Annotated in this window: 25 protein-coding genes; 11 read left to right on the top strand and 14 right to left on the bottom strand. The window is 72.3% G+C overall.

Going from position 1 to position 26,976, the window contains the following annotated elements; genetic code table 11:
* Nucleotides 1-176 precede the first annotated feature (176 nt).
* Nucleotides 177-1,205: an alpha/beta fold hydrolase gene (locus OG875_RS30195; RefSeq protein WP_330177408.1), complete on the bottom strand. Its 1,029-nt coding sequence runs from the start codon at nt 1,203-1,205 to the stop codon at nt 177-179.
* A 253-nt stretch (nt 1,206-1,458) separates the two neighbouring features.
* On the opposite strand from OG875_RS30195, the gene OG875_RS30190 reads away from it, so the two are divergent.
* The gene (locus tag OG875_RS30190) at nt 1,459-1,650 is read left to right on the top strand and encodes a toxin-antitoxin system HicB family antitoxin (protein WP_330177407.1); all 192 of its coding nucleotides are present in this window, start codon (nt 1,459-1,461) and stop codon (nt 1,648-1,650) included.
* Nucleotides 1,647-1,943: a hypothetical protein gene (locus OG875_RS30185; RefSeq protein ID WP_330177406.1), complete on the top strand. Its 297-nt coding sequence runs from the start codon at nt 1,647-1,649 to the stop codon at nt 1,941-1,943. The genes OG875_RS30190 and OG875_RS30185 overlap by 4 nt, the downstream gene beginning before the upstream one ends.
* A 166-nt stretch (nt 1,944-2,109) precedes the next feature.
* Here the strand turns inward: OG875_RS30185 and OG875_RS30180 are convergent, their stop codons facing one another.
* A complete protein-coding gene (locus OG875_RS30180; protein ID WP_330177405.1) occupies nt 2,110-4,011 on the bottom strand; it encodes an RICIN domain-containing protein in 1,902 nt (633 codons plus the stop codon).
* 318 nt (nt 4,012-4,329) lie between these two features.
* Between OG875_RS30180 and OG875_RS30175 the strand changes: the two genes are divergently transcribed.
* Nucleotides 4,330-4,884: a TetR family transcriptional regulator C-terminal domain-containing protein gene (locus OG875_RS30175; protein WP_443079303.1), complete on the top strand. Its 555-nt coding sequence runs from the start codon at nt 4,330-4,332 to the stop codon at nt 4,882-4,884.
* Nucleotides 4,885-4,930: 46 nt separating this feature from the next.
* On the opposite strand, the gene OG875_RS30170 is transcribed toward OG875_RS30175, so the two are convergent.
* Nucleotides 4,931-5,521 (bottom strand): helix-turn-helix domain-containing protein, encoded by a 591-nt coding sequence (locus OG875_RS30170; RefSeq protein WP_330177404.1) that lies wholly within the window; start codon nt 5,519-5,521, stop codon nt 4,931-4,933.
* Nucleotides 5,522-5,659: 138 nt separating this feature from the next.
* Between OG875_RS30170 and OG875_RS30165 the strand changes: the two genes are divergently transcribed.
* From OG875_RS30165 to OG875_RS30155, 3 genes are all read left to right on the top strand, one after another.
* Nucleotides 5,660-6,352 carry a class I SAM-dependent methyltransferase gene (locus OG875_RS30165; protein WP_330177403.1) on the top strand — a complete coding sequence of 231 codons (693 nt, stop codon included), beginning with the start codon at nt 5,660-5,662 and terminating at the stop codon, nt 6,350-6,352.
* A 73-nt stretch (nt 6,353-6,425) separates the two neighbouring features.
* Nucleotides 6,426-6,920: a MarR family winged helix-turn-helix transcriptional regulator gene (locus tag OG875_RS30160; RefSeq protein ID WP_330177402.1), complete on the top strand. Its 495-nt coding sequence runs from the start codon at nt 6,426-6,428 to the stop codon at nt 6,918-6,920.
* Nucleotides 6,917-8,236: an MFS transporter gene (locus tag OG875_RS30155; RefSeq protein WP_330177401.1), complete on the top strand. Its 1,320-nt coding sequence runs from the start codon at nt 6,917-6,919 to the stop codon at nt 8,234-8,236. The genes OG875_RS30160 and OG875_RS30155 overlap by 4 nt, the downstream gene beginning before the upstream one ends.
* 18 nt (nt 8,237-8,254) lie before the next feature.
* Here OG875_RS30155 and OG875_RS30150 read toward each other — a convergent pair whose 3' ends face one another.
* From OG875_RS30150 to OG875_RS30135, 4 genes are all read right to left on the bottom strand, one after another.
* Nucleotides 8,255-9,700 (bottom strand): GH1 family beta-glucosidase, encoded by a 1,446-nt coding sequence (locus tag OG875_RS30150; RefSeq protein WP_330177400.1) that lies wholly within the window; start codon nt 9,698-9,700, stop codon nt 8,255-8,257.
* 217 nt (nt 9,701-9,917) lie between these two features.
* Complete coding sequence (locus tag OG875_RS30145; RefSeq protein WP_330177399.1) at nt 9,918-10,847, bottom strand: carbohydrate ABC transporter permease; 930 nt, start codon at nt 10,845-10,847, stop codon at nt 9,918-9,920.
* A gap of 18 nt (nt 10,848-10,865) precedes the next feature.
* Nucleotides 10,866-11,954 carry a carbohydrate ABC transporter permease gene (locus OG875_RS30140; RefSeq protein ID WP_330177398.1) on the bottom strand — a complete coding sequence of 363 codons (1,089 nt, stop codon included), beginning with the start codon at nt 11,952-11,954 and terminating at the stop codon, nt 10,866-10,868.
* Between the two features lie 202 nt (nt 11,955-12,156).
* Nucleotides 12,157-13,545: an extracellular solute-binding protein gene (locus tag OG875_RS30135; protein WP_330177397.1), complete on the bottom strand. Its 1,389-nt coding sequence runs from the start codon at nt 13,543-13,545 to the stop codon at nt 12,157-12,159.
* Nucleotides 13,546-13,817: 272 nt separating this feature from the next.
* Here OG875_RS30135 and OG875_RS30130 point away from each other — a divergent pair, with 272 nt between their 5' ends.
* Nucleotides 13,818-14,846, top strand: a complete 1,029-nt coding sequence (locus OG875_RS30130) for a LacI family DNA-binding transcriptional regulator (protein ID WP_330177396.1) — start codon at nt 13,818-13,820, stop codon at nt 14,844-14,846.
* Nucleotides 14,847-14,993: 147 nt separating this feature from the next.
* A complete protein-coding gene (gene manD / locus OG875_RS30125; protein ID WP_330177395.1) occupies nt 14,994-16,229 on the top strand; it encodes a D-mannonate dehydratase ManD in 1,236 nt (411 codons plus the stop codon).
* A gap of 20 nt (nt 16,230-16,249) precedes the next feature.
* On the opposite strand, the gene OG875_RS30120 is transcribed toward manD, so the two are convergent.
* Nucleotides 16,250-16,621: a DUF952 domain-containing protein gene (locus OG875_RS30120; RefSeq protein ID WP_330177394.1), complete on the bottom strand. Its 372-nt coding sequence runs from the start codon at nt 16,619-16,621 to the stop codon at nt 16,250-16,252.
* A gap of 404 nt (nt 16,622-17,025) precedes the next feature.
* Here OG875_RS30120 and OG875_RS30115 point away from each other — a divergent pair, with 404 nt between their 5' ends.
* Nucleotides 17,026-18,342 (top strand): MFS transporter, encoded by a 1,317-nt coding sequence (locus tag OG875_RS30115; RefSeq protein ID WP_330177393.1) that lies wholly within the window; start codon nt 17,026-17,028, stop codon nt 18,340-18,342.
* A 32-nt stretch (nt 18,343-18,374) separates the two neighbouring features.
* Complete coding sequence (locus OG875_RS30110; RefSeq protein WP_330177392.1) at nt 18,375-19,130, top strand: Clp protease N-terminal domain-containing protein; 756 nt, start codon at nt 18,375-18,377, stop codon at nt 19,128-19,130.
* A gap of 63 nt (nt 19,131-19,193) precedes the next feature.
* Here OG875_RS30110 and OG875_RS30105 read toward each other — a convergent pair whose 3' ends face one another.
* Nucleotides 19,194-20,273: a glutathione S-transferase family protein gene (locus OG875_RS30105; protein WP_330177391.1), complete on the bottom strand. Its 1,080-nt coding sequence runs from the start codon at nt 20,271-20,273 to the stop codon at nt 19,194-19,196.
* 125 nt (nt 20,274-20,398) lie between these two features.
* Complete coding sequence (locus OG875_RS30100; protein ID WP_330177390.1) at nt 20,399-21,289, bottom strand: transglutaminase domain-containing protein; 891 nt, start codon at nt 21,287-21,289, stop codon at nt 20,399-20,401.
* A 114-nt stretch (nt 21,290-21,403) separates the two neighbouring features.
* On the opposite strand from OG875_RS30100, the gene OG875_RS30095 reads away from it, so the two are divergent.
* Nucleotides 21,404-22,198, top strand: a complete 795-nt coding sequence (locus OG875_RS30095; RefSeq protein WP_330177389.1) for a nucleotidyltransferase domain-containing protein — start codon at nt 21,404-21,406, stop codon at nt 22,196-22,198.
* On the opposite strand, the gene OG875_RS30090 is transcribed toward OG875_RS30095, so the two are convergent.
* The 4 genes from OG875_RS30090 to OG875_RS30075 form a co-directional block, all read right to left on the bottom strand.
* Nucleotides 22,110-24,020, bottom strand: a complete 1,911-nt coding sequence (locus OG875_RS30090; protein WP_330177388.1) for a glycoside hydrolase family 13 protein — start codon at nt 24,018-24,020, stop codon at nt 22,110-22,112. The two genes, OG875_RS30095 and OG875_RS30090, sit on opposite strands and share 89 nt — an antisense overlap.
* Nucleotides 24,017-25,033, bottom strand: coding sequence for a glycoside hydrolase family 130 protein (locus tag OG875_RS30085; RefSeq protein ID WP_330177953.1), 1,017 nt, complete (start codon nt 25,031-25,033; stop codon nt 24,017-24,019). Before OG875_RS30085 ends, OG875_RS30090 begins: the two co-directional genes overlap by 4 nt.
* Before the next feature lie 80 nt (nt 25,034-25,113).
* A complete protein-coding gene (locus tag OG875_RS30080) occupies nt 25,114-25,947 on the bottom strand; it encodes a carbohydrate ABC transporter permease (protein ID WP_330177952.1) in 834 nt (277 codons plus the stop codon).
* Between the two features lie 86 nt (nt 25,948-26,033).
* Nucleotides 26,034-26,963 carry a carbohydrate ABC transporter permease gene (locus tag OG875_RS30075; RefSeq protein ID WP_330177387.1) on the bottom strand — a complete coding sequence of 310 codons (930 nt, stop codon included), beginning with the start codon at nt 26,961-26,963 and terminating at the stop codon, nt 26,034-26,036.
* Nucleotides 26,964-26,976 lie beyond the last annotated feature (13 nt).

The raw sequence follows: 26,976 nt of genomic DNA, 5'->3' as shown, positions 1-26,976 counted from the left end.
CCGCTTCACCTCCTTTCGGGGGGTTTTGACGGCGATCCCCGCCGGACCGCGGGTAACGTGCCGCTCCGCCGCGCGTCCGGTGTCGGCGCCTTCCGTTCGCGGTGGCGCGGGCGGCCCGTGCCCCGTGGGTCCGGCGCGGCGGGCGCCTACCGCCGTCCGGGTGATGTGCACGAGGTTCACGGCGTGGGCAGCGCGCCCAGCCACTCGGCCAGCAGGCCGCCGACCTCCTCGGCGCGCTCCTGCTGCACCCAGTGCCCGCAGCCGTCGAGGATGTGGGAGGAGACGAGGCCGGGGAGGGTGACGGGGTAGTTCTCGACGGCGTCGGCCATCCACGCGAGGGAGGCGTCGCGGGACCCGCCGATGAACAGCGAGGGCTGGGTCAGCGGCGCGCCGTTCCAGGCGGCCAGGTCCGCCCAGTCCCGGTCGACGTTGCGGTAGCGGTTGAGCGCCCCGGTCAGACCCGTGCGCTCGAACTCGCCCGCGTAGACGTCGAGATCGGCCTCCGAGAGCCACCCGGGCAGCGGTCCCGCGGGGAACCGGTCGCGGAGCCTGCCGCCGGGCGGTACGAAGAAGAGGCTCCCCTCCCCCTCGGGCGGCGCCGTGTCCCCCGAGATCCCGGTGTAGAACCCGGCCAGCCAGCCGCGGACGTCGGGCTCGATCTCGGCCTCGGCGCGGCCGGGGGTCTGGAAGTAGCTGACGTAGAACTGCTCGTCGCCGCCGATCGAGGCGAACAGCGCGGTCGGACGGGGTCCGCCGGGAGGCGCGTACGGCACGCTCAGCAGGGCGACCGCGGTGAACACGTCGGGGCGCAGGAGGGCCGAGCCGGCGGCGATGTTGGAGCCCCAGTCGTGGCCGACGATCGTCGCCGTCTTCGCACCGAGGGCGTGGACGACGCCGACGTTGTCGGCGACATGGGCGAGCATCCGGTAGTCCTCGACGGCCGGGGGGCGGGAGGAGCGTCCGTACCCGCGGACGTCGATCGCGACCGCGCGGTATCCGGCGGCGGCGAGCGCGGGGAGCTGGTGGCGCCAGGAGTACCAGGACTCGGGGAAGCCGTGGACCAGCAACACGAGGGGGCCGGAGCCCTGTTCCACCAGGTGGATACGGCCGCCGGGGACGTCCACGAGGCGGTGACGGGCGCCGGGCGGGGCGACGGCGGGCGTGCCGGTGGCCGGCGCGGGCGGCGGGGTGACGGGGTCGGACATGGAGCCTCCTCGGCGTGATCGTTTCCGACGGCCATCATTCGCCGGGCCGCGGCCACCGGCCAAGCGGCCTTGCCGGGTCGGCAAACGGGCGTCCCGGCGCGTGTCGCCGCCGCTGCCCGCCGACCTCACCGGTTCGGCCGGCCGGCCCCGGCGAACGGTCCCGGGAGGTGGTCCCGGCGGGCGGCTTCATCAGGCGGTCTCAGGAAGTGACACCACATGGTGGGACCACCGCCCGGTTGCTACGCTCGGTCGCATGACCGCCATGACGCTCCGTATCCCGGACGAGATCAGCGCATCGATCAAGGCGGGCGCGGCAGCCGCCGGGCTGTCCCTCAACGCCTACATCGTGCGCGCCGCCCAGCGGCAGGCCGTGCTGGACTCGGCCCGCCGGCTCGCCTCCCTCGGCCTCGGCGAGGACCTGGGCGGCGAGGGCGACGCCCTGTGAAACGCGGTGAGATCTGGACGCTCGGGGACGGGCGGAACGTCCTGATCGTCTCGCTGGACGGTCTGGAGGAGGCGTACGGGGCGGTGCTCACCGTCGTCCTGCACGACGCCGGGCGCTACCCCGACACGGCGATGTCCGTGGTGATCGACGACCCGCTGCCCTCCACGGCCGTCGCGGTCAACCTCCAGCAGTTGCGGGTGACGCGCTTCGACGGCGCGAAGCTGCTCGGCCCGGTCGACACGGCGGTGATGGAACGCGTCAGCCAGGCGCTGCGCGCGGTGCTCGACCTCTGACCCCCGGCCCCGCGCCCACCCCTGGGAGCACCGACAACGAACGGGAGCCGATGAGCCCGGACTTCCGGACTCATCGGCTCCCGCGTGACGCCGGACGAGCGACGCCTGACGCCTGACCGGCTTCGCACGTGACGCACGTGACGCACGGTGACGCGTACGGCTACGGCTACGGCTGCGCCACCAGCCGGAACGTCTGGTTCGCCGCCTCCGTGCACGGCTGCTGGGTGAGCGTGGCGCCGTTCGCCGTACCGGCGCTCACCGTCAGGCACTTGTTGCTGTGCCGGGCGGCGAACCGGTAGCGGTCGGTGGTACCGATCCGCTGCGCCTGCCACTGCTGGTTGGTGGCGCCGGTGTAGCTCCACAGGTGGGCGCGGGCCCCGTCGGCGGTGGCACCGGACCCGCCGTCGATGTCCCACACCTTGTCGGCGTGCCGGTTGACGACCTGGTGGTAGCCGTTGCTGGTGGGCCGGAACTGCCAGGTCTGGTTGTTCGCCGCGGGGGCGGAGCAGGACCACTGCTGGAGTCCCGTGCCGTCGGCCGTACCCCAGCCGGTCGCGTCGAGGCAGGCGCTGCTGCCGCTGTTGACCACCTGGTACCACGCGGCCGGGTCGATGGTGCCGTTGCCCGGGTTGCCCGGGTCGGCGCCGGTCCAGACGAGGGTGGCGACGGAGCCCGCGGGCAGCGTGTACGTGGCCGAGCGCCCGGCGTCCGTGACGGAGAACGTCCGGGCCGCACTCGCGCCGTTCACGACGTACGCGGCCTTGCTGCCGTCCGGGTTCTGCCAGACGACGTTCTGCACCCCGCCCGCGCCCTGGCTGGTGGAGCCGACGCGGGTGGCGCCGGGCCGCACGAACTTGGTCAGATGACCGAGGACGTAGTACTCGGCGTTACGGGTGACCGTGCTGCCGTTGATCTCGACCACACCGTTGCAGCGGGTGGTGCAGTGACCCTGGTGGGGGCCGCCGCTCTGGTTCAGCGCGAGGTTCCACATGATCGTGGTCTCGCCGCCGTTGCGCATGTTGGCCACGACGAGGTTCTCGGCGTGCCACTTCAGCGTGTCGGCGAAGGTGTTGGCCTGGTTGTCGCTGTCGGTGCCCGAGCACTCGGTGAAGAAGACCCGCTTGCCGGCCTGCCGGATCTGCGACTGGCTGCCGGGCTGGCCGCCGTAGCAGTGGAAGGCGGCACCGATCACGCGGTTCATGCCCGGTGTCTCGGCGAAGACCTGGAGCGGGTAGTTCGGGTGGTCCCAGTTGTGGTCGTACGCCAGGAGGTTGGTCGGCAGACCGGCCGCCGTCAGTGTGCGGTCGAGCACCTTGAAGAACGCGGCCTGCTCCGAGGCGGTCATGCTCATCGACGGGTAACTCGTCGCGAACTCGGGCTCGTTCTGCACCGTGAGGTCGGTGAGCCGGATGCCCTGCTGCTGGTAGCCCTGGATCGACTTGACCAGGTAGTCGGCGTACTGCTGGTAGCGGTCGGTGCGCAGACTGCCGCCGTTGAGGCTGTTGTTGGTCTTCATCCACGCGGGCGGCGTCCAGGGGGTGCCCATGAAACGGATGCCGGGGTTGATCGACACGGCCTGCTTGAGGACCGGGATGATCGCCTCGTGGTCCCGGCCGAGGTTGAAGTCGCCCTGGTTGTCCTCGTACGTGTACGCGGCGCCCTGGTTGAAGTCGGTGGAACCGAGCGGCTGGCGCAGGTAGTTGAGGCCGATGCCGTCGCCCTGGGCGGAGAAGAGCGAGGTCATCAGGGAGTTCTTCTGGGCCTGAGGAAGCTGGTTGATCAGATACCCGGCCGCGCCGGTGACCGAGGCGCCGGCCCCGGTGAACTGCTGCTCGCGCTGAGCCGTATTGACATTGATGTCGATGGCCTGCGGAGTGGAGTTGAAGGTGATCTGGCCCGCCGAGGCGAGCTTGCGGCTCCCGTCGGCCGTGGAGATCCACACCTGGGCGGTGGGATCGGCGGCCTGCGCGGTCCCGGACGAGGTCAGTCCGAGGCTGCCGCCCAGCGCGAGCACGCCGAGGGCGGCGACAGCTTTGCGAACGACGTTTCTGTGCAGGGTTCTTCGCATGCGTGGGGGCTCCTGCCGGTTCGTGTGTCGAACGGATCGCCTGCGGCCGGGGCGTGCCGCGCCGGGGCCGGGGTGGCGCATCGGCGACATGAAAGCACGCTTACTAAGTACTTAGTAAGTCGTCGTACGGAAGTTGTACGGAACTTGTTCCGGGCGGCCCTCCGGCGCCCGTCCCGAGGGCGTGGCCGTGATCCCGGGAGCCGTAGACTGCGCACGGTGAGCAACAGACGAGCGGGGGACCGGGGCGGCGCGGCGGCCGGACCGGACCGGCCGCGCACCCCGCGCAGCGCGGGGGCGCGGCAGCGGCGCGAGGAGATCCTGCGCATCGCCATGGAGACGTTCGCCGCGCGCGGCTACAACAACGCGTCGCTGGCGGAGATCGCGGATCGCGCGGGGCTCACCCAGGCGGGTGTCCTGCACTATTTCCGCTCCAAGGAGCTGCTCCTGACGAGCGTGCTCGAACTGCGGGACCGGGCCGACATAGAGCAGCTCGGCCCGGACCGCCCGCGCGGTCTGGCCTTTCTGCGCCATCTGATCGACACCTCGCGGCGCAACTCCGAGCGGGAGGGCATCGTACGGCTGTACACGGTCCTGTCGGCGGAGAGCGTCACCGAAAGTCACCCCGCGCAGGAGTACTTCCGCAATCGGTACACGGGGCTGCGGGCCTTCGTCGTGGACGCGCTGCGGGAGGCGGCCGAACTGGGCGAGGCACGCGAGGACCTGGACGTCGAGAACGTGGCGAACGCGATCATCGCGGTGATGGACGGGCTCCAGGTGCAGTGGCTGCTGTCGCCGGGGTCGGTGGACATGGCGGCGTCGACGGAGCGGGTGGTGGCCTCGCTGCTGGCGTCGATCGGGCCCGCGAAGGACTGACGGCGGGTCCGGACAGCGCGCTCCACCGGGGCCCGCCGGGCGTCGGTCACTTCTCGGCGGGCCGTGCGCGTACGTGCATCCGCTCGCCCTGCTGGCCGAAGATGCTCAGGAATTCGACCGCGTCCGTGCCCACCCGGGTCCAGGCGTGCGGTGTACGGGTGTCGAACTCGGCCGCTTCCCCGGCGCCCAGTACCAGGTCGTGCTCACCGAGGAGCAGGCGGAGCCGGCCGGCCAGGACGTAGAGCCATTCGTAGCCCTCGTGCACCTGCTGTTCCGGTCGGCCGCTCTGCTCACGACCCGCCGGGATGATCTGCTTGTACGCCTGGAGTCCGCCGAGATGGCGGGTCAGCGGCACATAGGTCATGCCATGGCGGTTGAAGGGCCGCATATGGACACGGGGATCGCCGGTCGCGGGCGCGCCCACCAGCTCGTCGAGCTGCACGCCGTACGCCCTGGCCAGCGGCAGGAGCAGTTCCAGGGTGGGTTTGCGTCCGCCGGACTCCAGCCGGGAGAGCGTACTGACCGAGATGCCGGTCGTCTCGCTCAGCAGGGCGAGGGTGGTGCCGCGCTCCTGGCGCAGGGCGCGCAGGCGCGGTCCCACCCCGTGCAGGACGGTGGAGAACTCGTCGTCGGCCATGACTCCATTTGCCGCCTCGGCAACGAACTTTGTCAAACCACGAGGGCGGGGCCGACCATCACCGGCAGATGGTCGCGCCACGTCACCGGCAGATCCGCCGGTGCGGCGCAGGGGCGATCCGGTGAAGGAGACCTACCGATGACACACACCCGCACCAGCGCGGACGACGGCACGGACAACGGCACCGACGGCAACGGGGCCGACGGCACCAACGAGGAGTTCTGGGACGCCCGTTACGGCGAGAGCGACCGGATCTGGAGCGGCGACCCCAACGCCGTCCTCGTCCGGGAGATCACCGGACTGACGCCCGGCCGGGCGCTGGACCTGGGCAGCGGCGAAGGGGGCGACGCGATCTGGCTGGCCGGCCAGGGGTGGCGGGTGACCGCCTGCGACATATCCGGGGTCGCCCTCGCCAGGGCCCGGCGCCACGCCGCCGAGAAGGGCGCGGAGATCGCGGACCGTATCGACTGGCAGCGGCACGACCTGGGCACGTCGTTCCCCACCGGGACGTACGACCTGGTGTCGGCGCAGTTCCTGCACTCGCCGGGCGACCTGCCGCGCGAGGAGATCCTGCGGTCCGCGGCGGCGGCAGTCGCGCCCGGCGGCGTGCTGCTGATCGTGGGACACGCGGGGCTCCCGCCGTGGGAGCCGAACCCGCACCCGGAGGTCCATCTGCCGACTCCGGACGAGGTCGTCGCCTCGCTCGGCCTGTCCGACGGGGGCTGGGACGTGCTGCTCCGCGCGGAGCACGAACGCGTCCAGACCGCCCCCGACGGGAGCCCGGCCACACGCACGGACAACGCCGTGAAGGCCAGGCGCCGCGTCGCGTAGCGCCTGGCTCCGGCGTGCGGCGCCCGGACCGGACCGGGCCCGGCGATTGTCATAGCGCTGTTATATTAGCGCTATGACATCCTCGGACCCCACCACGCGGCCCGATCCCTGGCAGTCCCTGCACGTCCTGCTGGCGGAGCTGGACGCCGAGATCGAGCAGGTGTATCTCACGCGCGGGATCGAGGGGGTGCGGCCCCGGTTCGCGTATCCGCTGATCCGGCTCGCGCACACCGGGCCGCTCACCATCCGGGAGCTGGCCGAGTCGCTGGGGCTCTCGCACTCCGCGCTCAGCCAGACCCTCACCGCGATGCGCAAGGAGGGGCTGGTCAGCTCCGAGCCGGGGCCCGACGCGCGTACGCGGCGGATCGAGCTGACCGAGCGGGGGCGCTCGCTCGTACCGTTCCTGGAGGCGGAGTGGCGCGCCACCCACGCCACCGTCGCGGAGCTGGACGCGGAGATCCCGTACGCGCTGACCACCGTGGTCGAGGAGGTGCGGCGGGCGCTGGCGCGGCGGTCCATGCGGCAGCGCGTTCTCGACCACCTCGACCACCTCGACAAGTCGCGGTGAAGGGGCGCGACAGGTTCGTCGACACCCGTCCGCTGCGCGGCGGGGGGCCGTTCCGGGACCTGTGGATCGGGTCGACGTTCTCGCAATTCGGCGGCCAGACCGCCATGGTGGCGGTGCTCGCGCAGGTGTGGGAGCTGACCGGCAGCCCGGTCGGCACCGGCACCATCGGGCTCGTCACCGGAGTGGCCACGCTGCTGTTCGGGCTGCTCGGCGGCTCGCTGGCGGACGCCGTCGACCGCCGTACGGTGGTACGGGCCACGTCCTGCGGCCAGTTGCTGATCGCCGCCGCACTGTGCGCCCAGGCCCTGTCGGACAACCGGAACGCCGGCCTGCTGCTCGCGCTCGTCGCGGCCGGCTCCGCGTGCGGTGCGCTCGGCGCGCCCGCGCGCCGCACCTTCCCGGTCCGGCTGCTGCCCGCCGACCAGGTCGCCGCCGGGCTCGCGCTGAGCAACATCTCCTTCCAGACGGCGATGCTGGCCGGGCCCGCGGCGGCCGGGCTGATCATCGCCCAGTGGGGATTGCCCGCCGCCTACGCCGTGCAGGCCGCGACCGCAGCCGTCTCCCTGCTCGCGACGCTGCGCCTCCCGCCGATGCCGCCCGAGGGAACCGGGAAGGCGGGTAACGGGAGGCGCCGGGCGGAGCGGGGCGGGTGGCGGATCGTGACACGCCGTCCGACGCTCTGGGGCGCGCTGGCCACCGATCTGTCCGCGACGCTGCTCGCCATGCCCGTCGCCCTGTTCCCGCTGGTCAACGAGGCCCGTTTCCACGGTGATCCGCGCACCCTCGGCCTGTTCCTGTCAGCGGTCGCGGTCGGCGGGATCACGGCGGGCCTGCTCTCCGGCACGGTGACCCGCCGGCCGGGCGCCGGGCGGGTCCAGTTGACGGCGGCCGGCCTCTGGGGCCTGGCCCTGGCGGGCTTCGGCCTGGCCGAGCCGCTGTGGCTCGCCCTCGGCTGTCTGGCCGTGGCCGGGGCCGCCGACACCGTGTCCGTGGTCACCCGGAACGCACTCGTGCAGTTGGAGACCCCGGACGCCTACCGGGGCCGGGTGTCCTCCGTGGAGTACGTCATCGGTGTGGGCGGCCCGGAGTTGGGCAACTTCCGGGGCGGGCTGCTGGCCTCGGTGACCTCGGCTCCCTTCTCCCTGGTCGCCGGGGGGCTGTCGGCCGCCGTGGCGGTCGCCGTCGTGGCGGCGGTCAACGCCCCCCTGCGCACCTACCGCACCCCGTCGCCCGCGCCACCGGAGCAGCCCGCTCCCGTGGGGACGCCCGGCGCCGACGCGACCGAGGGCGCGACGTCACCGGGCGTCCCGTCGTAACAGGAGACCGCGGACGTGCTACTCGTCCCCCTCCGGGGCGCCGACCGCCAGGCTGCCGCTGCGGGTGAGCTTGGCGTACCAGTGGGCGCTGGCCTTGGGGGTACGCCGCTGGGTGGCGTAGTCGACGTACACCGCGCCGAAGCGGCGGCTGTAGCCGTACCCCCACTCGTAGTTGTCCAGCAGCGACCAGAGGAAGTAGCCGCGTACGTCGGCGCCCGCCTCGATGGCGCTGTGCACGGCGGCGAGGTGGTCCCGCAGGTACGCGATCCGCTCCGGGTCCCGCACCTCGCCGTCCGGGTTGGCGTAGTCGTCGAAGGCGGCCCCGTTCTCGGTGATCATCACCGGCAGTTCGGGGTGGTCGCGGCGTACCCGCATCAGCAGTTCGTACAGCCCGTCCGGGTCCACCGTCCAGCCCATGGCGGTCCGGGGGCCGGGGGTCTGGTGGAAGGCGACCTGGTCGGCGGCGGGCCACGGGCTGTGGTCGCTGGCGCCGTGCCCGTCGGACCGGTGGGCGGGCGGGCCGTCGTGGTGGGAGACGAGCGTCGGCGAGTAGTAGTTGACGCCGAGGAAGTCCAGCGGCTGGTGGATGAGCGCCGTGTCGCCGTCGTGCACGAAGTCCCAGTCGGTGAGGGACGCGGTGTCGGCCAGGACGTCCTCGGGGTAGGCGCCGTCCAGCATCGGTCCGGTGAAGACGCGGTTGGCGAGCCCGTCGATCCGGCGGACGGCGTCGTGGTCGGCGGCGCTGCCGGTCAGGGGACGTACCTGGTGGAGGTTGAGTGTGACGGAGACCCGCGCCCCGGCCGGGAGCCGGTCGCGCAGCGCCCGGACCGCGAGCCCGTGCCCGAGGTTGAGGTGGTGGGCGGCGCGCAGGGCGGCCACGGGGTCGGTACGGCCGGGGGCGTGCACCCCGGAGCCGTAGCCGAGGAAGGCGCTGCACCAGGGCTCGTTGAGGGTGGTCCAGGTGGTGACGCGGTCGCCGAGCGCGTCGGCGACGAGGGCGGCGTACTCGGCGAAGTGCTCGGCGGTACGGCGCTCGGGCCAGCCGCCCGCGTCCTCCAGGTGCTGGGGCAGGTCCCAGTGGTAGAGGGTGACGACCGGTTCGATGCCCTTGGCGAGCAGGTCGTCGGTCAGGCGCCGGTAGAAGTCGAGGCCCTCCTGGGACGCGGGACCGCTGCCGGTGGGCTGCACCCGGGGCCAGGAGACCGAGAAGCGGTAGGCGCCGACGCCGAGGTCGGACATCAGAGCGGTGTCCTCGCGCCAGCGGTGGTAGTGGTCGGCGGCGATGTCACCGGTGTCGCCGTTGCGGACCTTGCCGGGGGTGCGGGAGTAGACGTCCCAGATGGAGGGGGTGCGGCCGGCTTCCCGTGCGGCGCCCTCGATCTGGTAGGCCGCGGTCGCGGTGCCCCAGAGGAACTCGGGCGGAAAGACTCGTACGGAGGACGGGGTGGAGGGGGAGGTGGCCACGGGGGTCCCTTTCAGGAGTTGAACGGTGAGCCGTGTGGGGGTGAGTGGACGGGCGGGAGTCCGCGCGGGCGGGTGCGGGGACGTGCGCGGAGGGGCGGGCCGCCGGGGGAAAGGCCGGAAGCGGGCAGGGGGCGGCGGCCCGGCGCGGTTCCGGCGGGGCCGGGGGAACGGGGCGCGAACCGACGGAGATTGACGGGTCGTCGGCCGGGGAGGGCGGTCAGCCCTTGACCGCTCCCTGCATGATCCCGCCGACTATCTGGCGGCCGAAGACGATGAACATCACCAGCAGCGGAAGGGTGCCCAGCAGCGCGCCCGCCATGATCACGGACTGGTCGCGCACATAGCCCGCGCTGAGCTGGGTGAGGGCGACCGGCACCGTGGGGTTGGTCATGTCGAGCGCGATGAACGGCCAGAAGAAGTCGTTCCACGCGTGCACGAACGTGATCATGAAGAGAACGGCCATGGGCGGCCGGGCGATCGGCAGCACGATGCTCCAGAAGATCCGGAGCGAGTGCGCGCCGTCCAGCCGTCCCGCCTCGATGAGTTCGTCGGGCAGCGCCTCCTTGAGGTACTGCCGCATGAAGAACACACCGACCGCGCTGACGAGCGTCGGGAAGATGACCGACGGCAGGGTCTGCCCCCAGCCGAGGTCGGCCATCATCATGAACAGCGGGACGACTCCGAGCTGCGGCGGCACCAGCATCGTGCCGATGACCAGGAGCAGCAGCAGGTTCCGTCCCCGGAAGCGCAGTTTGGCGAAGGCGAACCCGGCCAGGGTGGCGAAGAAGACCGTCGACAGCGCGATGGCACCGGCCACGATCAGGCTGTTGATCATCGCCTTGCCCATCGCGGCGTCCTGCCAGGCGATGCCGAGGTTCTTGAGGAGATTCGGCCCCGGGAGGAACGGCGGCGGGGTCTGCGAGATGCGGGTGTTGTCGGTGGAGGCGGCCACCACCGTCCAGTACAGCGGGAAGAGCGAGACGAGCGCGGCGATGCCGAGCAGGACGTAGGCGAGGGGTCCGGCGTGGTGGGTGCGGCCGGCGCCGGGGCGCAGCGCGCGGGCGATCCGGAGGCGGCCGGCGGGCGCGGGGGCCCGGGGTGCCCGGTCGTGCGCGTCCGTCCGGACGGGCGCGGTGTCGATGGTCATGCGGCTGCTGCTCCCTGGTCAGGACGGTACGGACGGCGTGGACGGGGCCTTGGGGGTGGCCGGGGTCTTCCTGGTGGCCGAGGCGGGCCGTGCCGAGCGGCGTGCCCTGACGCCGGTGACGACGCGCTGGAGGACGAAGACGAGGATGAGGATGAGGAACATCGCCCAGGCGATCGTCGCGGCGCGCCCCATCTGGTAGTTGCGCCAGCCCTCTTCGTAGAGGAGCAGTCCGAGCGTCTGGTACTGGTTGTCGGCGCCGCCGCTGATGCCGTTCGGTCCCTGGCCGAAGATCAGCGGTTCACCGAACAGCTGGGTCGCGCCGATGGTGGAGAGCACGATGGTGAAGACGATCGTGGCGCTGATGCCGGGCACGGTGACCTGGCGGAACTGCTGCCAGCGTGACGCGCCGTCGATGGCGGCGGCCTCGTACAGGTCTCTCGGTATCGCCTGCATCGCCGCGAGGTAGAGCAGCGCGTTGTAGCCGGTCCAGCGCCAGATGACGATGGCGGAGATGGCGAACTGGGCGGGCCACTTCTGGTTCTCGAAGTCGATGTTCTCGACCCCGAGGAAGCCGAGGCCCCAGTTGATCATGCCGTAGTCACGCTCGAAGAGCATGGTGAAGACGAGTGCGGCGGCGGCGATCGACGTGGCGTACGGGGTGAGGACGGCGACCCGGAAGAACGTCGAGCCACGGAGCCGGTAGTTGAGGAGATGGGCGAGGCCGAGCGCCATGAGCAGCTGCGGGACGGTGGAGATGACACCGATGGTGAAGGTGTTGGTCAGCGCGTTCCAGAACCGGTCGTCGTCGATGAGTTCGGTGAAGTTGGCGAGTCCTCGCCACTCCATCCGGTCCAGCGACGACAGCTCGACGCGGTGCAGCGAGATCCAGAACGTGTAGAGGAGGGGGTAGAGCCCGAAGGCGCCGAAGATCAGGAAGAAGGGGGCGATGAAGGCGTACGGGACCCCGCGCACGTCCAGCCGGTGCAGGAGGTTGCGCCGCGACTGGCCCGCTGATCCGTCGCGGCGGGGACCGCTCTTCCCGGCGGAGCCGTGCGGGGGCGGGGGCGGCTGCCCGTCGGTGCGGGCTGCCGGGGTGGAGGTGGCCACGCGGGCGTCCTTCCGTGAGTTCCGTGTGCGTGCGGTCAGTTCCGTGCGGGTGGAGTCGGTGCGGGGTGGAGTCGGTACGGGTGGATCGCGTTCCGTGGGTGTCGTACGCCGCGGGGACGCTACGTACGCACCCGGGCGCGGGGCCCGGCGGCCGGGCCGGTCGAGGGGAGGCAGGACCCGGCCGCCGGACGGGATCAGCCGGTCACCGGGTGAGCTTCTTGATGCGCTCGTCCGTCGTCTTCCACGCCACGTCGGGCTTCTTGCCCTGCGACTCGATCAGCTGGAGGCCCGCCGAGAAGGTGTCCTTGATCGTGCCGTCCTTGCGGCCGAGGACCTGCTCGTCCGGGATCTCCTTGGCCGCGGCGCCGAATATCTGGCCGATCGGCGCGTCGCTGAAGTAGGCGGAGGTGCCGTTGGCCACGGCGGGGATGGACAGCGCCGTCTTCGACGACGGGAAGTTGCCGAGCTTCTCGAAGATGACCGCCTGCTGTTCGGGCGCGGTCAGCCACGCGACGAGGTCGGCGGCCTCCTTCTTCACCGGGCTCTTGTCCATCACGCCGAGGAACGCGCCGCCCCAGTTGGCGCCCTTGGGTGCCTTGGCGACGTCCCACTTGCCCTTGTTGGCCGGGCCCGCCTTCTCACTGATGTGCGCGAGCATCCAGGCGGGGCAGACCGTCGTGGCGAAGGTGCCGTTGGCCAGTCCCGGGTCCCAGCCGGGCTGGAACTGCCGCAGTTTGGCGGTCAGTCCGGACTGGGCGGCGCCGGAGGCGAGCGCCCAGGCGTCCTTGACCACGGGGTTGTCGGCGTAGATGAGCGTGCCGTCCTTGTCGTAGAACTGCTTCTCGTCGCCGTAGATCATCGCGTTGAACAGTCCGGTGGAGCTGTCCATGAAGGCGACCTTGGCCTTCTTGGAGCCCTCCTTGAAGTCCCGGCCGACCTCCACGTACTTGGCCCAGTCGCCCGCCCACAGCTTCTCGACCTCGGCGCGGTCGGTCGGCAGACCGGCCTGCTCGAACAGGTCCTTGCGGTAGCAGACGGCCATGGGGCCGATGTCCGTGCCGAGGCCGAGGAGCTTGCCGTCCTCGGTGGTGACCTGGCTCGACTTCCAGGGCAGGAAGTGGTCCAGGCCCGGTGTCTTGGACAGGTCGGAGAACTTGTCGGCCTGGGTGTCGACGAGTTCCTTGGCCCGGCCTATCTCGATGCCCTGGATGTCCTTGAGGCCGCTGCCGGCGGCCAGATGGGTCTGGAGCGCGGTGTAGTACGTCTGCTCGTCGCCGGCCACGTCGGCCTCGATCAGGATGTCGGGATTCTCCTTCATGTACGTGTCGAGGAGCCCGGACTCCTTGAACCCCATGACGCCGAACATGCCCATGGTGACGACGGTCTTGCCGTCCTTCGTCTTCGCCTCGCCGGTGTCGCCGCCGCCTCCGCAGCCGGCGACGAGCACGAGGGACAGACCGGCCGCGGCGACGGCGGCGAGGGTCGGGAAGCGGTGCGGCGAGCGGTGCGGGGAGGAGTTGGCGGAACGGTGCGGGAAGCGGGACGGGAGAGCGGAGAGGGTGGAACCGAGGCGATGACGGGCGGTGCCCATGTGCTTCCTCCTTGCGAGGCGCTCGACGCGCCGGAAGTGGCTCGATGACGACACCGGACGCGGGCCCGTCATCCGGTGTGCGGGAGAGTGGGAGCGCTCCCAATCGGTTGTGCAAGACTCTGCGGAGTACGTCGCACCGTGTCAAGAGTTGAAGACGTTTCCGTTGCCCGGAGATGTCCCGCGCCGAGAGGGGCGGAGCGGTCCGTCGCGGGTCAAGTGCCCTGCGTGGACGGGAACGGGGCCTCCCCGCGGGGCAGAAGTCAGGAGAATGGATGAGCAGCCGTAAACACCAAGATCCGCGGCCAACTCTTGAAGCCGTCGCCCAGCTCGCGGGGGTGGGCCGCGGAACGGTCTCCCGGGTCGTCAACGGTTCGCCCGGCGTCAGCGCGAAGGCACGAGCGGCGGTCGAGACGGCCATCGCGAAGCTGAACTACATACCCAACCCGGCGGCCCGGAGCCTCGTCACCAGCCGGACCGACTGTGTCGCGCTGGTGATTCCCGAGTCGGAGAGCCGGCTCGCCGCGGAGCCGTACTTCTCCGCCGTGATCCGGGGGGTGAGTGCCGAACTGGACGACACCGAGATGCAGTTGCTGCTGATCCTGGTGCGCGACCGGCGGGAGCTGGACCGGCTGACGCGCTTCGCGGCGGCACGCCGGGTGGACGGGGTGCTGCTGGTGTCGATCCACGACGACGACCCGCTGCCCGGTCTGCTGGAGGAGATGCGGATGCCGACGGTCCTGGCGGGCCGGCGCTCGCCGGACGAGTCGCTGAGCCATGTCCACTCCGACAACGTCGGGGGCGCGGCGGCGGCCGTACGGCATCTGCTGGACGCCGGGCGCGGCACGATCGCGACGATCACGGGACCGCTGGACATGGACGTCGGCAACAGCAGGCTCCGGGGCTGGCGCGAGGCGCTGGCCGCGCGGGGTACGGCGGTGGACGAACGGCTGGTCGCGGTCGCGGACTTCACCGAGGAGGGTGGGCGCAAGGCGATGGGCGACCTGCTCGACCGGGTGCCCGGGATCGACGCGGTCTTCGCCGCCTCGGACGTCATGGCGGTGGGCGCGCTGACCGAACTGCGGGAGCGGGGGCGGCGGGTGCCCGAGGACGTGGCGGTGATCGGCTTCGACGACTCGGTCATCGCCCGGCACACGACACCGGCGCTGACCAGTGTGCGCCAGCCCATCGAGGCGATCGGGCGCTCGATCACCCGGCTTCTGCTGGAGGAGATCGCGGAGCCCGCCACGGAGCGCCGTCAGGTGCTGCTTCCGACGACGCTGGTGGTGCGGGACTCGGCGTGACGGCGGGCGGAAGCGGGTAGCAGGGCCTCGCCCCCGTGGGCCGCCGCCCCGCACCGGCCGGCCCGCCCTCCCCTCCGCCGGCCCCTTCCGCCGCCCGCCCGACCCTCCCTCCGCCGTCCGTCCCTCGTCCGAGGAGCACCCGCACCCATGAAGATCCAGTCCGTCGAAACCGTCGTCACCAGCCCCGGCCGCAACTTCGTGACCCTGCGCGTGACCACGTCCGAGGGTGTCGTCGGGCTCGGCGACGCCACCCTCAACGGCCGCGAACTGGCCGTCGACACCTATCTGCGCGAGCACGTCGCGCCGTTGCTGCTCGGCCGCGACGCGGGTGCGATCGAGGACACCTGGCAGTACCTCTACCGGGGTGCGTACTGGCGGCGCGGTCCGGTCACGATGGCCGCGATCGCCGCCGTCGACACGGCTCTGTGGGACATCAAGGCCAAGACCGCCGGGATGCCGCTCTACCAGCTGCTGGGCGGGCGCAGCCGGCGCGGGGCGCTGGCGTACGGGCACGCGTCGGGCCGTGACGTCCCCGAACTGCTGGACTCGGTGCACGTCGTGCTGGCGCAGGGGTACCGGGCGGTGCGGATCCAGACCGGTGTCCCCGGGCTGGACGCGGTGTACGGGGTGGACGGCGGCGACGCCGCGACCGGGCTCGGCCTGCCGGCCGGGGACGGGGCGGCGGGCGGGCGGGCGCTGCCGTTCGAGGAGGTGTGGGACACGGCCGCGTATCTGCGCCACGTCCCGGCGGTCTTCGAGGCCGTACGCGAGGAGTTCGGCCCCGAACTGCCCCTGCTGCACGACGGCCACCACCGGATGACCCCGATCCAGGCGGCGCGGCTCGGCAAGTCCCTGGAGCCCTACGACCTCTTCTGGCTGGAGGACTGCACCCCGGCGGAGGACCAGGCGGCGCTGCGCCTCGTCCGGCAGCACACCACGACCCCGCTCGCCATCGGCGAGGTGTTCAACCACGTCAACGACTACACGACGCTGCTCGGCGAGCGGCTGATCGACTACGTGCGCTCCGCCGTCACCCACGCCGGGGGCATCACGGCGATGCGCAGGCTGCTGGACCTCGCGGCGGTCCACGGGGCCCGGTCGGGGATTCACGGTCCGGCGGACATCTCACCGGTCGGGATGGCCGCCGCGATCCATCTGGACGTGGCGATCCACAACTTCGGCATCCAGGAATACACCCGCCACTCGGCCGAGACGCTGGAGGTCTTCCGCCCCTCGTACACCTTCGACGGCGGTCTGCTGAACCCCTCCGAGGCACCCGGTCTCGGGGTCGACCTGGACCTGGAGGCCGCCGCGCGCTTCCCGTACTCCCCCGCCTACCTGCCGGTGAACCGGCTGCGGGACGGGACGGTGCACGACTGGTGAGCGCGGCGCGGGGCCCCGGCTCACCCGGTCGGGGAGCCGTCCCGCCCGACCAGTGACGGGCCCCGGCCGTCCTCACCGCGTACGACGTCCAGGAGCCTGACCACGGCGTCCCGGTCGAGCGGTCCCCGGATCCGGGCCGTACGGTGGCCGGGCAGCCGGGCCAGTGGCGAACGCGCGGGCGGGGTCACCCACTCGACGGGCACGCCGAGCCTGGTCTCGTCGACGACCAGGACGACACCGTCCGTGTCCTGGTGGAAACGCTCCACGATCATGAGGACCGCTTCCTCGGTCGGGGAGCCGTGGACGGTGCCGTCCACGGCGAGCGTCGGCGGCGCGTAGGGCAGGTCCGGATCTGCCGGCCAGTGGGACAGCGCGGCGAAGTGGTAGATCATGGGCCGGTTATAGCCGCGTGGCCGTCGCCGGACGGCGTGTTCGCCGTCGCGCTCACCGGATCGGCCCACGGAACCGTTGCGCGGCTGGTAACTTGCCGTCCATGAGCAGCCCCGAGTCCGACAGACTCTAGCCACCGGTCGCCCGGTGGCCGACCCGACGTCGAGGTGACGCCGTACGACCGCGCCGGTCGTACGGGAGACCTCGGCGGGGTCATGCCCCCGGTCCACCGTCGAGTGGGCCGCAGCTTCGCCCGTCCCGTCCGTGAACTCACCGGACGGGACCGGCGGTTGCCGTGATTCCCGGTCGTCCCCCGCGCGGTGACGACCGCCCCGGCCCGCTCTCCCCCGGGTGCGACCACCCGCACCGGCCTGTCAACTCACCGATCCTCCGTTGGGGTTCACTCATGCCATTCGCTGTCTACGTGCTCGGGCTCGCGGTCTTCGCCCAGGGCACCTCCGAGTTCATGCTGTCCGGTCTCGTCTCGGGCATCGCCGCCGATCTGGACGTCTCCGTCCCCGACGCCGGGCTTCTGACGTCCGCGTTCGCCGTGGGGATGGTGATCGGGGCGCCGCTGATGGCGCTGTTCAGCCGGACCTGGCCGCGCCGCCGCGCGCTGCTGGTCTTTCTGACCGCGTTCGTGGCCGCGCACGTGGTCGGCGCCCTCACCCCCGGCTACGAGGTGCTGCTCGTGACCCGGATCGTCGGCGCGCTGGCCAACGCCGGGTTCTGGGCGGTCGCGCTGGTCGCCGCCGTCGCGATGGTCGAACCGGCGGCGCGGGCACGCGCCATGTCGGTCGTGGTCGGCGGTGTCACCGTCGCCTGTGTGGTGGGGGTGCCCGCCGGGGCGCTGCTGGGCGAACACCTGGGGTGGCGGGCCGCGTTCTGGGCGGTGGCGGTCGTGTCACTGCCCGCGCTCGTCGCGATCGTGACCTCCGTCCCGGCCGAACGGCCGTCCGCCACGGCGACCAAGGAAGTGCCCGCGCATTCGCGCTCACACGCGCCCGAGCATGCCGCTCCGGCTCCGGCTCCGGCTCCTGCTCCTGCTCCTGCTCCTGCTCCTGCTCCTGCTCCGGAGCAAACGCCCACCGTACGCGCGGAGTTGCGCGCGCTCACCGGCCGGCGCGTCGTCCTGACCCTGCTGACCATGGCGCTCGTGCAGGGAGCGACGTTCTGCGCGTTCTCCTACCTCGAACCGCTGGCCACCCGGGTCACCGGGCTCGGTGCCGGGTGGGTGCCCGCGCTGCTCGCCCTGTTCGGCGTGGGTTCGCTCGTCGGTGTCACCCTCGCCGGCCGTGTCGCCGACGCGCGGCGGGGCGCGTTCGTCGTGGTGGGCATGGTGTCGCTCGCGCTCGGCTGGCTCGCGCTGACGCTGGGCGCGGCGAGCCCGGCGGCCGTGGTCGCGCTCGCCTTCGTCCAGGGACTGCTGGCCTTCGGGACCGGTTCGGCGATGATCTCGCAGGTGTTCCAACTGGCGCCCGACGCGCGGACGTTGGCCGGTTCCTTCGCGACGGCGGCCTTCAACGTCGGCGCCGCGGCGGGGCCGTGGCTCGGCGGTCTCGCCCTCGACGCCGGCTTCGGTTTCCGGTCGCCGGTGTGGGTGAGCGCGGCGCTGATGCTTCTGGCCCTGACCACGGCCGCCGCCACCCGGCTTCTCGGTCCGGACGGGGCGGGGATCAGGCCGGCGGCCGACACCCCCGGACAGATGTCAACTTCGAGTTGACACCCCGAAGGCCGTCAACCTAAGGTTGACACATGACGCATCCCATCCGGCTCGACGATCTGATCGCGGCCATCAAGAAGGTCCACACCGACGCTCTCGACCAGCTCTCCGACGCGGTCATCGCCGCCGATCACCTCGGTGACGTGGCCGATCACCTCATCGGCCACTTCGTCGACCAGGCACGTCGCTCCGGTGCCTCCTGGACCGACATCGGGCGCAGCATGGGGGTCACCCGGCAGGCCGCCCAGAAGCGCTTCGTGGCGAAGTCCCCCGGCGAGGGGACCGACCTCGACGCCAGTCAGGGGTTCAGCCGCTTCACCGACCGGGCCAGGCTGGTGGTGATGGCCTCCCAGGAGGAGGCGCGTGCGGCGGGCAACGACCAGATCCGGGCGGAGCACCTCGTGCTCGGGCTGCTCTCCGAGGCCAAGGGCATCGGCGCGCGGGCCATCGGCGCGCAGGGCGTGACCCCGGAGGCCCTGCGCGAGGCGGTCGAGGCGGTGCTGCCGCCGGCCGTGGCGAGCGTGCCCGACCTCATCCCGTACGACGCGGGCGGCAAGAAGGCCCTGGAACTCACCTTCCGCGAGGCGCTGCGCCTGGGCCACAACTACGTCGGGACCGAGCATCTCCTGCTCGCCCTGCTGGAGTTGGAGGACGGCAAGGGCGTGCTCAGCGGGCTCGGTGTCGAGAAGCGGGCCACCGAGGAGTTCATCGCCGAGGCGCTGGCCGCGTACGTCGCCGCGCAGGAGAAGGCTCAGGAGGCGGCCGGGGACGGGACGGAGGGCAAGTAGCCCCGGCCGGGCGCGCGACGCCCGCCGGTACGGACCAGCCCGTACCGGCGGGCGCGCGAACGTTCAGGGGCGTCCCGCCGCCGGGACCTCCTCGCCCGCGCGCACCGGGCCCGGCGGGGCGCCGTCGCCGAAGGGCCGGCCGCCCAGGCGCTCCCGGTGGTGCGGGGTCAGCCAGTCGGAGAGGTCGGGCCCCAGGGGGACGATGCCGGTCGGATTCACCCCGGTGTGCACCTGGTAGTAGTGCCGCTTGATGTGGTCGAAGTCGACCGTGTCGCCGAAGCCGGGCGTCTGGTAGAGGTCCTTCACGTACGCGTGGAGCACCGGATCCTCGGCGATCTTGTGGTGGTTGCACTTGAAGTGGCCGTGGTAGACGGCGTCGAAGCGCACCAGTGTGGTGAAAAGCCTGATGTCGGCCTCGGTGAGGGTGTCGCCCACCAGATAGCGCTGCCCGGCCAGCCGCTGGGACACCAGCCCGAGCCGGTGGAAGACGTCGCGGTACGCCGCGTCGTACGTGCGCTGATCGCTCGCGAAACCGGCCCGGTACACACCGTTGTTGACGTCCCGGTAGATCCCTTCCATCACCTCGTCGATCTCGTCGCGCAGCGGTTCGGGGTACAGGTCGGGGGCTCCGGGGCGGTGCAGGGCCGTCCATTCGGTGGCGAGGTCGAGGGTGAGGCGCTGGTAGTCGTTGGTGACGAGCCTGCCGCTCGGCACGTCCACGATCGCCGGCACGCTGACGCCCCCGGGGTAGTCCGTCTCACGGGCGTCGTACGCCTCGCCGAGGAAGCGGATGCCGAGCACCGGGTCGCGGCCGTCGGGGTCGAGGGTGAAGCGCCAGCTCCGGTCGTCCTGGATCGGGTCGGCGACGGCGAGCGAGAGCGCGTCCTCCAGGCCCAGCAGCCGCCGGGACACGAGGGCGCGGCTCGCCCAGGGGCAGGCGCGGCTCACCACGAGCCGGTAGCGGCCCGCCTCGACCGGCCATCCGTCCCGGCCGTCGGCGGTGACGCGGTCGGCGAAGTGGCTCCGGGAACGTGTGAAGGGTTTCCTGCCGTACGAGGCGTTCCCGCCGCCCCCGGCCCCGTCACCGTCCCCGGGGCCGCCTTTCGAACCGCCCTCCGCCGTGCTGCCCGTCGCGTCGCTCATGGCCGTCCTTCCCGGTCGGGCCCCCGGCGGGAGCCCGGGGCCGGACCTCGATCATCGGCGGACCGCTCGTCCACGCTCTGTTCCACCCTGTCCGGCGCGGGCGGAAACACACGTACGGCCGTCGGTCACACGGCTTCGTCCCGTTTGCGCAGGGCGTTGCGGACGGTGTCCGGCACGCGTACGCGGGCGTCGTCCCGGAGCGTCCGGGTCAGCTCCGCGAAGTGGGTGTCCGGATCGGTCGTGAGTACGGCGAGCCGGTCCAGCAACAGGCACAGGTCCTCGCCCATCTCGGAGTCGGGCCCCGGCATCGCGCCCCACACGTCCCACGGCAGCAGTTCCGTGCCGGTCAGCGCGGCGGCGTCCCGCATCAGATTGGCCGCGATCCACCAGTCGCCGGTCTCCTCCAGCATGGTCAGGCCGAAGAGGTCCGCGTCGACGGTGCCCGCGCGGTGGCGCTGCCAGGCGTCGCCGCCGACCAGGAAGGCGTCCCGGGGGACGTCGGTCAGGTCGAAGTCGACCGGGAACATCTCCCGCTGCCGGGCGTCGATCTGGGCGTCCACGAGGATCCAGCGGCCCCGCTCGCCGTTCCAGTACTCGGCGACCCAGTGGTCCTCGAAGCCGCCGGTGCCGAAGTAGCCGCCGAAGCCGCAGCGCGCGCGGGCCGGGGTCCCCTGGGCGCGCAGCATGGCGACCATGAGGACGGTGAAGTGGCGGCAGTTGCCGGGGAGCCGGCCGGCCGGTTCCCGTGCGGTGTCGAGCGGGCGGTCGTCGCGGGCGACGATCTGCTCCAGCAGGGTCGTCACCGGCCGGTCGTGCACGCTGGAGCGCTGCTCCTCGGACAGCGTCAGCCCGTACTCCCCGGCCAGGTGCTCGTGCACCAGCAGACCCTGCGCGACGGTCATGAGCCCGGCGACGTCTCTCGGCAGGGCGTCGAACAGCGGGGCGAAGCGGCCGGTCGACGTCATGGTCGCGGGCTGCGTGTAGAACGTAAGGGTGTCCGGATCGCTGGTCCCCATGGCTCCTCGTTTCGGGCGGTCACCCATTGATGTCACGTCGTCAGTTCGAACGTTTGTACGCACTATAGTTCCTTGGCCGCTTCCCCCACGTACCTCGGAGAGGTTTCCCGCCCGATGAACGCAGTCAGTGACCCCGCCCGCGACGGCGACCAGGATTTCCTCGACCGCACCGCCGACGTGCTCGCCGCGCTGCCCGCCGTGCGGGCCGTGACGCTGGGCGGCTCCCGCGCCCAGGGCACCGCACGGCCGGACAGCGACTGGGACATGGCCGTCTACTACGAGGGCGGCGGCGAGGGGGACTTCGACCCGGCGCGGCTGCGCGCCGTCGGCTGGCCCGGTGAGGTCTCCGAGATCGGCGGGTGGGGCGGCGGGGTCTTCAACGGCGGTGCGTGGCTGACCGTGGAGGGGCGCCGGGTCGACGTGCACTACCGCGATCTCGCCGTGGTCGGCCACGAACTCGCGGAGGCGGAGGCGGGCCGCTTCCGCGTCGAGCCGCTGATGTTCCATCTCGCGGGCATCCCCAGCTATCTGGTCGTCGCGGAACTCGGCATCAACCGTGTGCTGCGCGGTGAACTCCCCCGCCCCGCCTACCCGGAGGCGCTGCGCCGTACGGCTCCCGGGCTCTGGCTCGACCGGGCGCGCATGACGCTCGGATACACGAAGGACAACCACGTCCCGTACGGCAGGCTCACCGAGGTCGTCGGCAATCTCGCCGTCGCGGCGACACAGACGGCGCACGCCGTGCTGGCGGCGCGCGGTGAATGGGTGACGAACGAGAAGACGCTGCTGCGGCGGGCGGGGCTGCGGGACGTCGACATGATCACGTCGGAGCTGAGTACGGACCCGGGTGTGCTGGCCGGTTCGGTCGCCGAGGCGGAGGCCCTGTTCGCGTCGGTCTCGGCGTACTGACCGCGATCGCGCCCTCCGGCCGGTGGGCGGGTGCCGTGAGCGGCGGCCCGGCGGCGATGTCGGCGTCCGGGGCGGCCGGGCCGGGGCGGACCGCGTGGCCGACGTCGCCGTGGTCGGGGCACCGGTCGTGGACCGCTCCCGGTCCGGGCCGCCCGTTCGCCGGCGGGCGGGGCGCCGCCCCTCTCGCGGGCGCGGTCCACCGCCGCAGCCAGACGGCGGTGTCCGTCGGCAGCCGCCCGTGGTCCGTCAACGGCCCGCTCGCCAGGAGCGTCCGCGCCCCGGCGGGCAGGGGGACGGGCTCCGGGCCGAAGTTGACGGCGCACAGCAGCCCGTCGCCCCGGTCGAACGCCAGATGCGAGGCGCCCGGCTCGGAGAGCAGCCGCAGCGCGTGGCCGTCGGCCACGGCCCGCGCGGCCTCCGACCGGCGCAGCCGCAGTGCCGCCCGGTACAGCGCGGCCGTCGAGTCCGGGTCGCGGAGCTGGGCGGCCACCGTCAGCCCGGCCCACCCCTCCGGCTGCGGGAACCAGCACTCGTCCGGGGCGGCCGAGGAGAATCCGTACGGCGGCCGGTCGCCCTCCCACGGCAGCGGGACCCGGCAGCCGTCCCGCCCCCGCTCGGTCCCGCCCGATCGGCGCCAGACCGGGTCGCGCAACCGGTCGTCGGCCAACTCGGCCTGGGGCAGCCCCAGTTCCTCGCCCTGGTAGACGTACGCGGCACCCGGCAGGGCCAGCATCAGCAGCGCGGCGGCCCGCGCCCGCCGTACCCCGGCCGGCCCGCCGCCGTACCGGGTGACCGGGCGGACCGCGTCGTGGCTGGAGAGCACCCAGGTCACCGGGGCGCCCACCGCGCCCATGGCGGCGACGGACTCCTCGATCACCGTGCGCATCGCCGCCGGCTCCCACGGGCACTCCAGGAAGGCGAAGCCGAAGCTCTGCCCCATCTCGTCCGGGCGTACGTAGCGCCCGAGCCGGTCGGGGTCGAAGACGGCCGCCTCGGCGACGAGCAGCCGCTCCCCCGGCGGCGCGGCGCCGGGCGGTCCGGCGGGGTGCCCGGCGAGCAGTGCCCGCCAGCGGCGGTAGAGGGGGTGCAGTTCCTCGCGGTCGTAGTACGGCATCAGATGGTTGCGTGCCGGGTCCTCGTGCTGGCCGGGGCCCGCGTCCGGCAGGGCCGGGTCCTTGAACAGCGCGTGGGCGACGTCCACCCGGAAGCCGTCCACGCCCCGGTCCAGCCAGAAGCGCAGGATCCGCTCGAAGTCGGCGGGGACGTGCGGGTGGTGCCAGTTCAGGTCGGGCTGTTCGGGTGCGTGCAGATGCAGGTACCAGTCGCCGTCGCCGGCCGGTGTCCACGCCGGGCCGCCGAACGCGGAGCGCCAGTCGTTGGGCGGCTCCCCGCCCCGGTCGCCGCGGCCGGGCCGGAACAGGTAGCGGTCCCGGGCGGCGCTTCCGGCGGGCGCCGCCAGGGCCTCCCGGAACCAGGGGTGCGTGTCCGAGGTGTGGTTGGGGACGAGGTCGACCAGCACCTTCAGGCCGAGGGCGTGGGCCCGTTCGGTGAGCGTGCCGAGGTCGCGGAGGGTGCCGAGGTCGGGCGCGACGGCGGTGTGGTCGGCGATGTCGTACCCGGCGTCGACCAGCGGCGAGGGGTAGAACGGGGTGAGCCAGACGGCGTCGACCCCCAGATCCCGCAGATACGGCAACCGGGCGGTGGCGCCGGGCAGATCACCGGTGCCGTCGCCGTCGGAGTCCGCGAAGGAACGGGGGTGGATCTCGTAGCAGACCGCGTCCCGCCACCACGGGCCATTCGCCCGCGCGCCCACCCCCGTCATCCGACGCGTTCCAGCCGGGCCACTCCGATGTGGGCGTCGGCCATGCCGTAGAAGACGTGGCGTACGCCGTCGATCTCCTCGATCGCGGTGGGGAAGACGACGTTCGGTACAGTGCCCGAGCGTTCCTCCTCGGTCTCGGGCGCCATCAGCGGCTCGGCGGAGCGGGCGAGCACCACGGCCGGGTCGGCGGGGTCGAGGATCATCGCCCCGGCCGCGTAACTGACCTTCTGGTTCTGCGCGAAGGGGTCCTCGATGGTGCCGGAGACGCCGTGGTGGATGAGGAGCCAGCCCTCGGGGACCCGGATCGGGGCGGGTCCGGCGCCGATCTTCAGGCTCTCCCAGGGGTGTTCGGACAGGGCCACGAGGCGGTGGTCGCGCGGCCGGGCCAGTGCGGTGATGTCGCGCTCGGCCTCGGCGGCGGGGACGTACGAGATCCAGATGCCGGGCCGTTCGTCGGTCACTCCGGCGGGCAGGTGGACGCCCTCGCCGGGGCGGAACCAGCCCAGGTCCCACATCGGGCGGTGCAGCATCGCGTACGCCGGTTCCCCGTCCGGCCCGGGGACGGGCTCCGGGAAGTGCACGACGTCCTTGTTGGGGAAGAGGTTGAGGTCGGTGTCCAGGTCGGGCTGGTAGCCGAACTGGACGGGGCCGAGCCGCCGCCACCGCGTCAGGTCCTCGGAGACGGCGAGCGCGGGCTTCGGCCCGAGCGGGCCGTAGGCCACGTACGACATGACGTGCAGCCCGAGGGCCGGTATCCAGGTGACGCGGGGGTCCTCGACTCCCGCGTTGTTCCTGCCGCGTTCCCAGCCGGCGTCGGGGGCGAGGACGACCCCGCGCCGTTCGACACCGGTCGGCACGCCGTCGGTCAGGACGACCTCGGCGAGCCCGACACGCGAGACGTTGCCCGCCGACACGAGGCGGGGCAGCAGGTGCAGGGTGCCGTCGGGAGTGCGGCCGGACGCGGGGTTGAGCACGCCCTCGGCCTCGTTCGGCTCGCCGGGGAGCGGGGACATCACCACGCCCTGCCGCACGAGGCGGTAGGGGATCGTGGTGGCGGGGGTGTGGGGGGAGGTGTCGCTCTGGTGCACGGTGGTCAGCCCTTGGTTCCGGAGTCGATGTCGGTCTGGGTGAAGTGGCGCTGGAAGAGCAGGAAGAGCACCACGGCGGGTACGGCGAGAACGCAGGCGCCCGCCATGAGGGCGCCGGTCGGGTTGGCGACGGTGCCCTGGAGGTTGCTCATGAATCCGGCGAGGGACACGGCGAGCGGCTGCGCGTCCGCGTCCTTGGTCACCAGGAACGGCCAGAGGAACTCGTTCCACGGTCCGATGAAGGTCAGCAGGGCGCCGCTGAGCAGCGCGGGCCTGACCATCGGGATCGCGACCTGCCACAGGATGCGCAGTTCGCCCGCCCCGTCGATGCGGGCGGCCTCGAAGAACGCGGCGGGCACCTGGAGGAAGAACTGGCGGAAGAGGAAGACGGCCGTGGAGTTGATGGCGAACGGCAGGATCATCCCGAGGTAGCTGTCGCCGAGCCCGTAGTCGCGTACGACCAGGACGTACAGGGGCAGCATCAGCAGTTGGAAGGGCACGGTCTGCACAAGGAGCAGGACGGCGAAGAGCGTGCCGCGCCCCCGGAAGCGGAGCCGGGCGAGGGCGTAGCCGGCGAGGACGCCGAAGACCATGGTGCACAGCAGCACACCCATGGTGAAGATGCCGGAGTTGACGAGTGAACGGCCCAGCGAGATGGCCCCGTTGATGCTCTCGTAGTTGCCGGTGGTGGTGTTGCCGGGGCGGGGGACGGCACCGTCGAGGTCACCGGTGGTGACCTTCCCGAGGGAGCCGATCACCATGTAGTAGAAGGGGAAGAGGAAGGCGACCGCGCCGACGGTGAGGACGGCCAGCCGCAGGGGCCGGCCACCGCCGGTCATCAGGCGGCGCGCGGTGCTCCGGCGGGGCCGGGCGGCTGCCGGGGGCGGGGCGGGGGCGGTGGCGGGGGTGACCGTGCCGGCGCTCGTCACTCGGCTCCCTTCTCGGTGAACTTGCGGGCGACCAGGGCGAGTACGACCACGAAGACGACGAGTACGACGCCGAGCGCCGCCGCGAAGTCGGGGTGCGCCTGCTCGATGCCCTTCTGGTACATGACGAGCACGGGCGACGACGAGGCGTGGTCGGGTCCGCCGCCGCCGGTGAGGAGGTAGGGCTCGCTGAAGAGGTTGGCGCCGGTGATGACGGCGAACACCGTGACGAGGGTGGTGGCGTGGCGAACGCCGGGCACGGTCACGGAGAGGAAGGAACGGACGCGGCCCGCCCCGTCGATGGCGGCGGACTCGTACAGCTCCCTCGGCACGCTCTGGAGCGCGGCGAGGTAGAGCATCACGAAGAAGCCGAGCTGTTTCCAGGTGACGAAGACGGCGATCACCGGCATCGCGAGGCTGGAGTTGACGAGCCAGGAGGGGTCGGGGGCGAGGTCGCCGAGCAGGGTGTTGAGGAGTCCCTCGGCGCCGAAGAGGTACTGCCAGACGGCGACGAGCGCGACGCTGGCGGTGACGTACGGCAGGTAGTAGGCGGCCCGGAAGAAGGACCGGAAGGGCAGCCTGGCGTTGAGCGCGCTCGCCAGGACCAGCGCGAGCACGACCGTCAGCGGCACGTTGATCACGAGGAAGATCGCGATGTTGAGGAAGGACCGGCGGACGACCGGGTCGGTGAGGACGTCCTGGTAGTTGCTCAGTCCGACCCACGGGGTGTCGATGTCGGTGCCGGGCGCGGTGAAGTAGAAGCGGTGGAAGGAGATCCAGATCGTGTAGCCGAGGGGGACGGCGAAGACGGCGGTGACGAACAGGACGTACGGCGAGACGAAGAGCGCGCCGATGCCGGGCAGCCGGAGGCGTGGCCGGCGCGGCTGCCGGGGCGCGGTCGTCGGGGCGGGGATGCCGGTGGTGCTCATACGGGCCTCAGTC

It is taken from the genome of Streptomyces sp. NBC_01498 (assembly GCF_036327775.1).
In the GTDB taxonomy this organism is placed as follows: domain Bacteria; phylum Actinomycetota; class Actinomycetes; order Streptomycetales; family Streptomycetaceae; genus Streptomyces.
Note: the sequence above shows the minus strand (reverse complement) of the source record. Positions and strands in the feature narration are given on the sequence as shown.

Coding starts and splice junctions, on each gene's coding strand:
- OG875_RS30145 (WP_330177399.1), bottom strand. CDS start 10,847: ATGACCATCGACACCGCGCCCGTCCGGACGGACGCGCACGACCGGGCA.
- OG875_RS30120 (WP_330177394.1), bottom strand. CDS start 16,621: ATGATCTACCACTTCGCCGCGCTGTCCCACTGGCCGGCAGATCCGGAC.
- OG875_RS30105 (WP_330177391.1), bottom strand. CDS start 20,273: ATGAGCGACGCGACGGGCAGCACGGCGGAGGGCGGTTCGAAAGGCGGC.
- OG875_RS30135 (WP_330177397.1), bottom strand. CDS start 13,545: ATGGGCACCGCCCGTCATCGCCTCGGTTCCACCCTCTCCGCTCTCCCG.
- OG875_RS30160 (WP_330177402.1), top strand. CDS start 6,426: ATGACATCCTCGGACCCCACCACGCGGCCCGATCCCTGGCAGTCCCTG.
- OG875_RS30115 (WP_330177393.1), top strand. CDS start 17,026: ATGCCATTCGCTGTCTACGTGCTCGGGCTCGCGGTCTTCGCCCAGGGC.
- OG875_RS30100 (WP_330177390.1), bottom strand. CDS start 21,289: ATGGGGACCAGCGATCCGGACACCCTTACGTTCTACACGCAGCCCGCG.
- OG875_RS30090 (WP_330177388.1), bottom strand. CDS start 24,020: ATGACGGGGGTGGGCGCGCGGGCGAATGGCCCGTGGTGGCGGGACGCG.
- OG875_RS30165 (WP_330177403.1), top strand. CDS start 5,660: ATGACACACACCCGCACCAGCGCGGACGACGGCACGGACAACGGCACC.
- OG875_RS30190 (WP_330177407.1), top strand. CDS start 1,459: ATGACCGCCATGACGCTCCGTATCCCGGACGAGATCAGCGCATCGATC.
- OG875_RS30180 (WP_330177405.1), bottom strand. CDS start 4,011: ATGCGAAGAACCCTGCACAGAAACGTCGTTCGCAAAGCTGTCGCCGCC.
- OG875_RS30110 (WP_330177392.1), top strand. CDS start 18,375: ATGACGCATCCCATCCGGCTCGACGATCTGATCGCGGCCATCAAGAAG.
- OG875_RS30170 (WP_330177404.1), bottom strand. CDS start 5,521: ATGGCCGACGACGAGTTCTCCACCGTCCTGCACGGGGTGGGACCGCGC.
- OG875_RS30075 (WP_330177387.1), bottom strand. CDS start 26,963: ATGAGCACCACCGGCATCCCCGCCCCGACGACCGCGCCCCGGCAGCCG.
- manD (WP_330177395.1), top strand. CDS start 14,994: ATGAAGATCCAGTCCGTCGAAACCGTCGTCACCAGCCCCGGCCGCAAC.
- OG875_RS30095 (WP_330177389.1), top strand. CDS start 21,404: ATGAACGCAGTCAGTGACCCCGCCCGCGACGGCGACCAGGATTTCCTC.
- OG875_RS30085 (WP_330177953.1), bottom strand. CDS start 25,033: ATGTCCCCGCTCCCCGGCGAGCCGAACGAGGCCGAGGGCGTGCTCAAC.
- OG875_RS30130 (WP_330177396.1), top strand. CDS start 13,818: ATGAGCAGCCGTAAACACCAAGATCCGCGGCCAACTCTTGAAGCCGTC.
- OG875_RS30080 (WP_330177952.1), bottom strand. CDS start 25,947: ATGACCGGCGGTGGCCGGCCCCTGCGGCTGGCCGTCCTCACCGTCGGC.
- OG875_RS30195 (WP_330177408.1), bottom strand. CDS start 1,205: ATGTCCGACCCCGTCACCCCGCCGCCCGCGCCGGCCACCGGCACGCCC.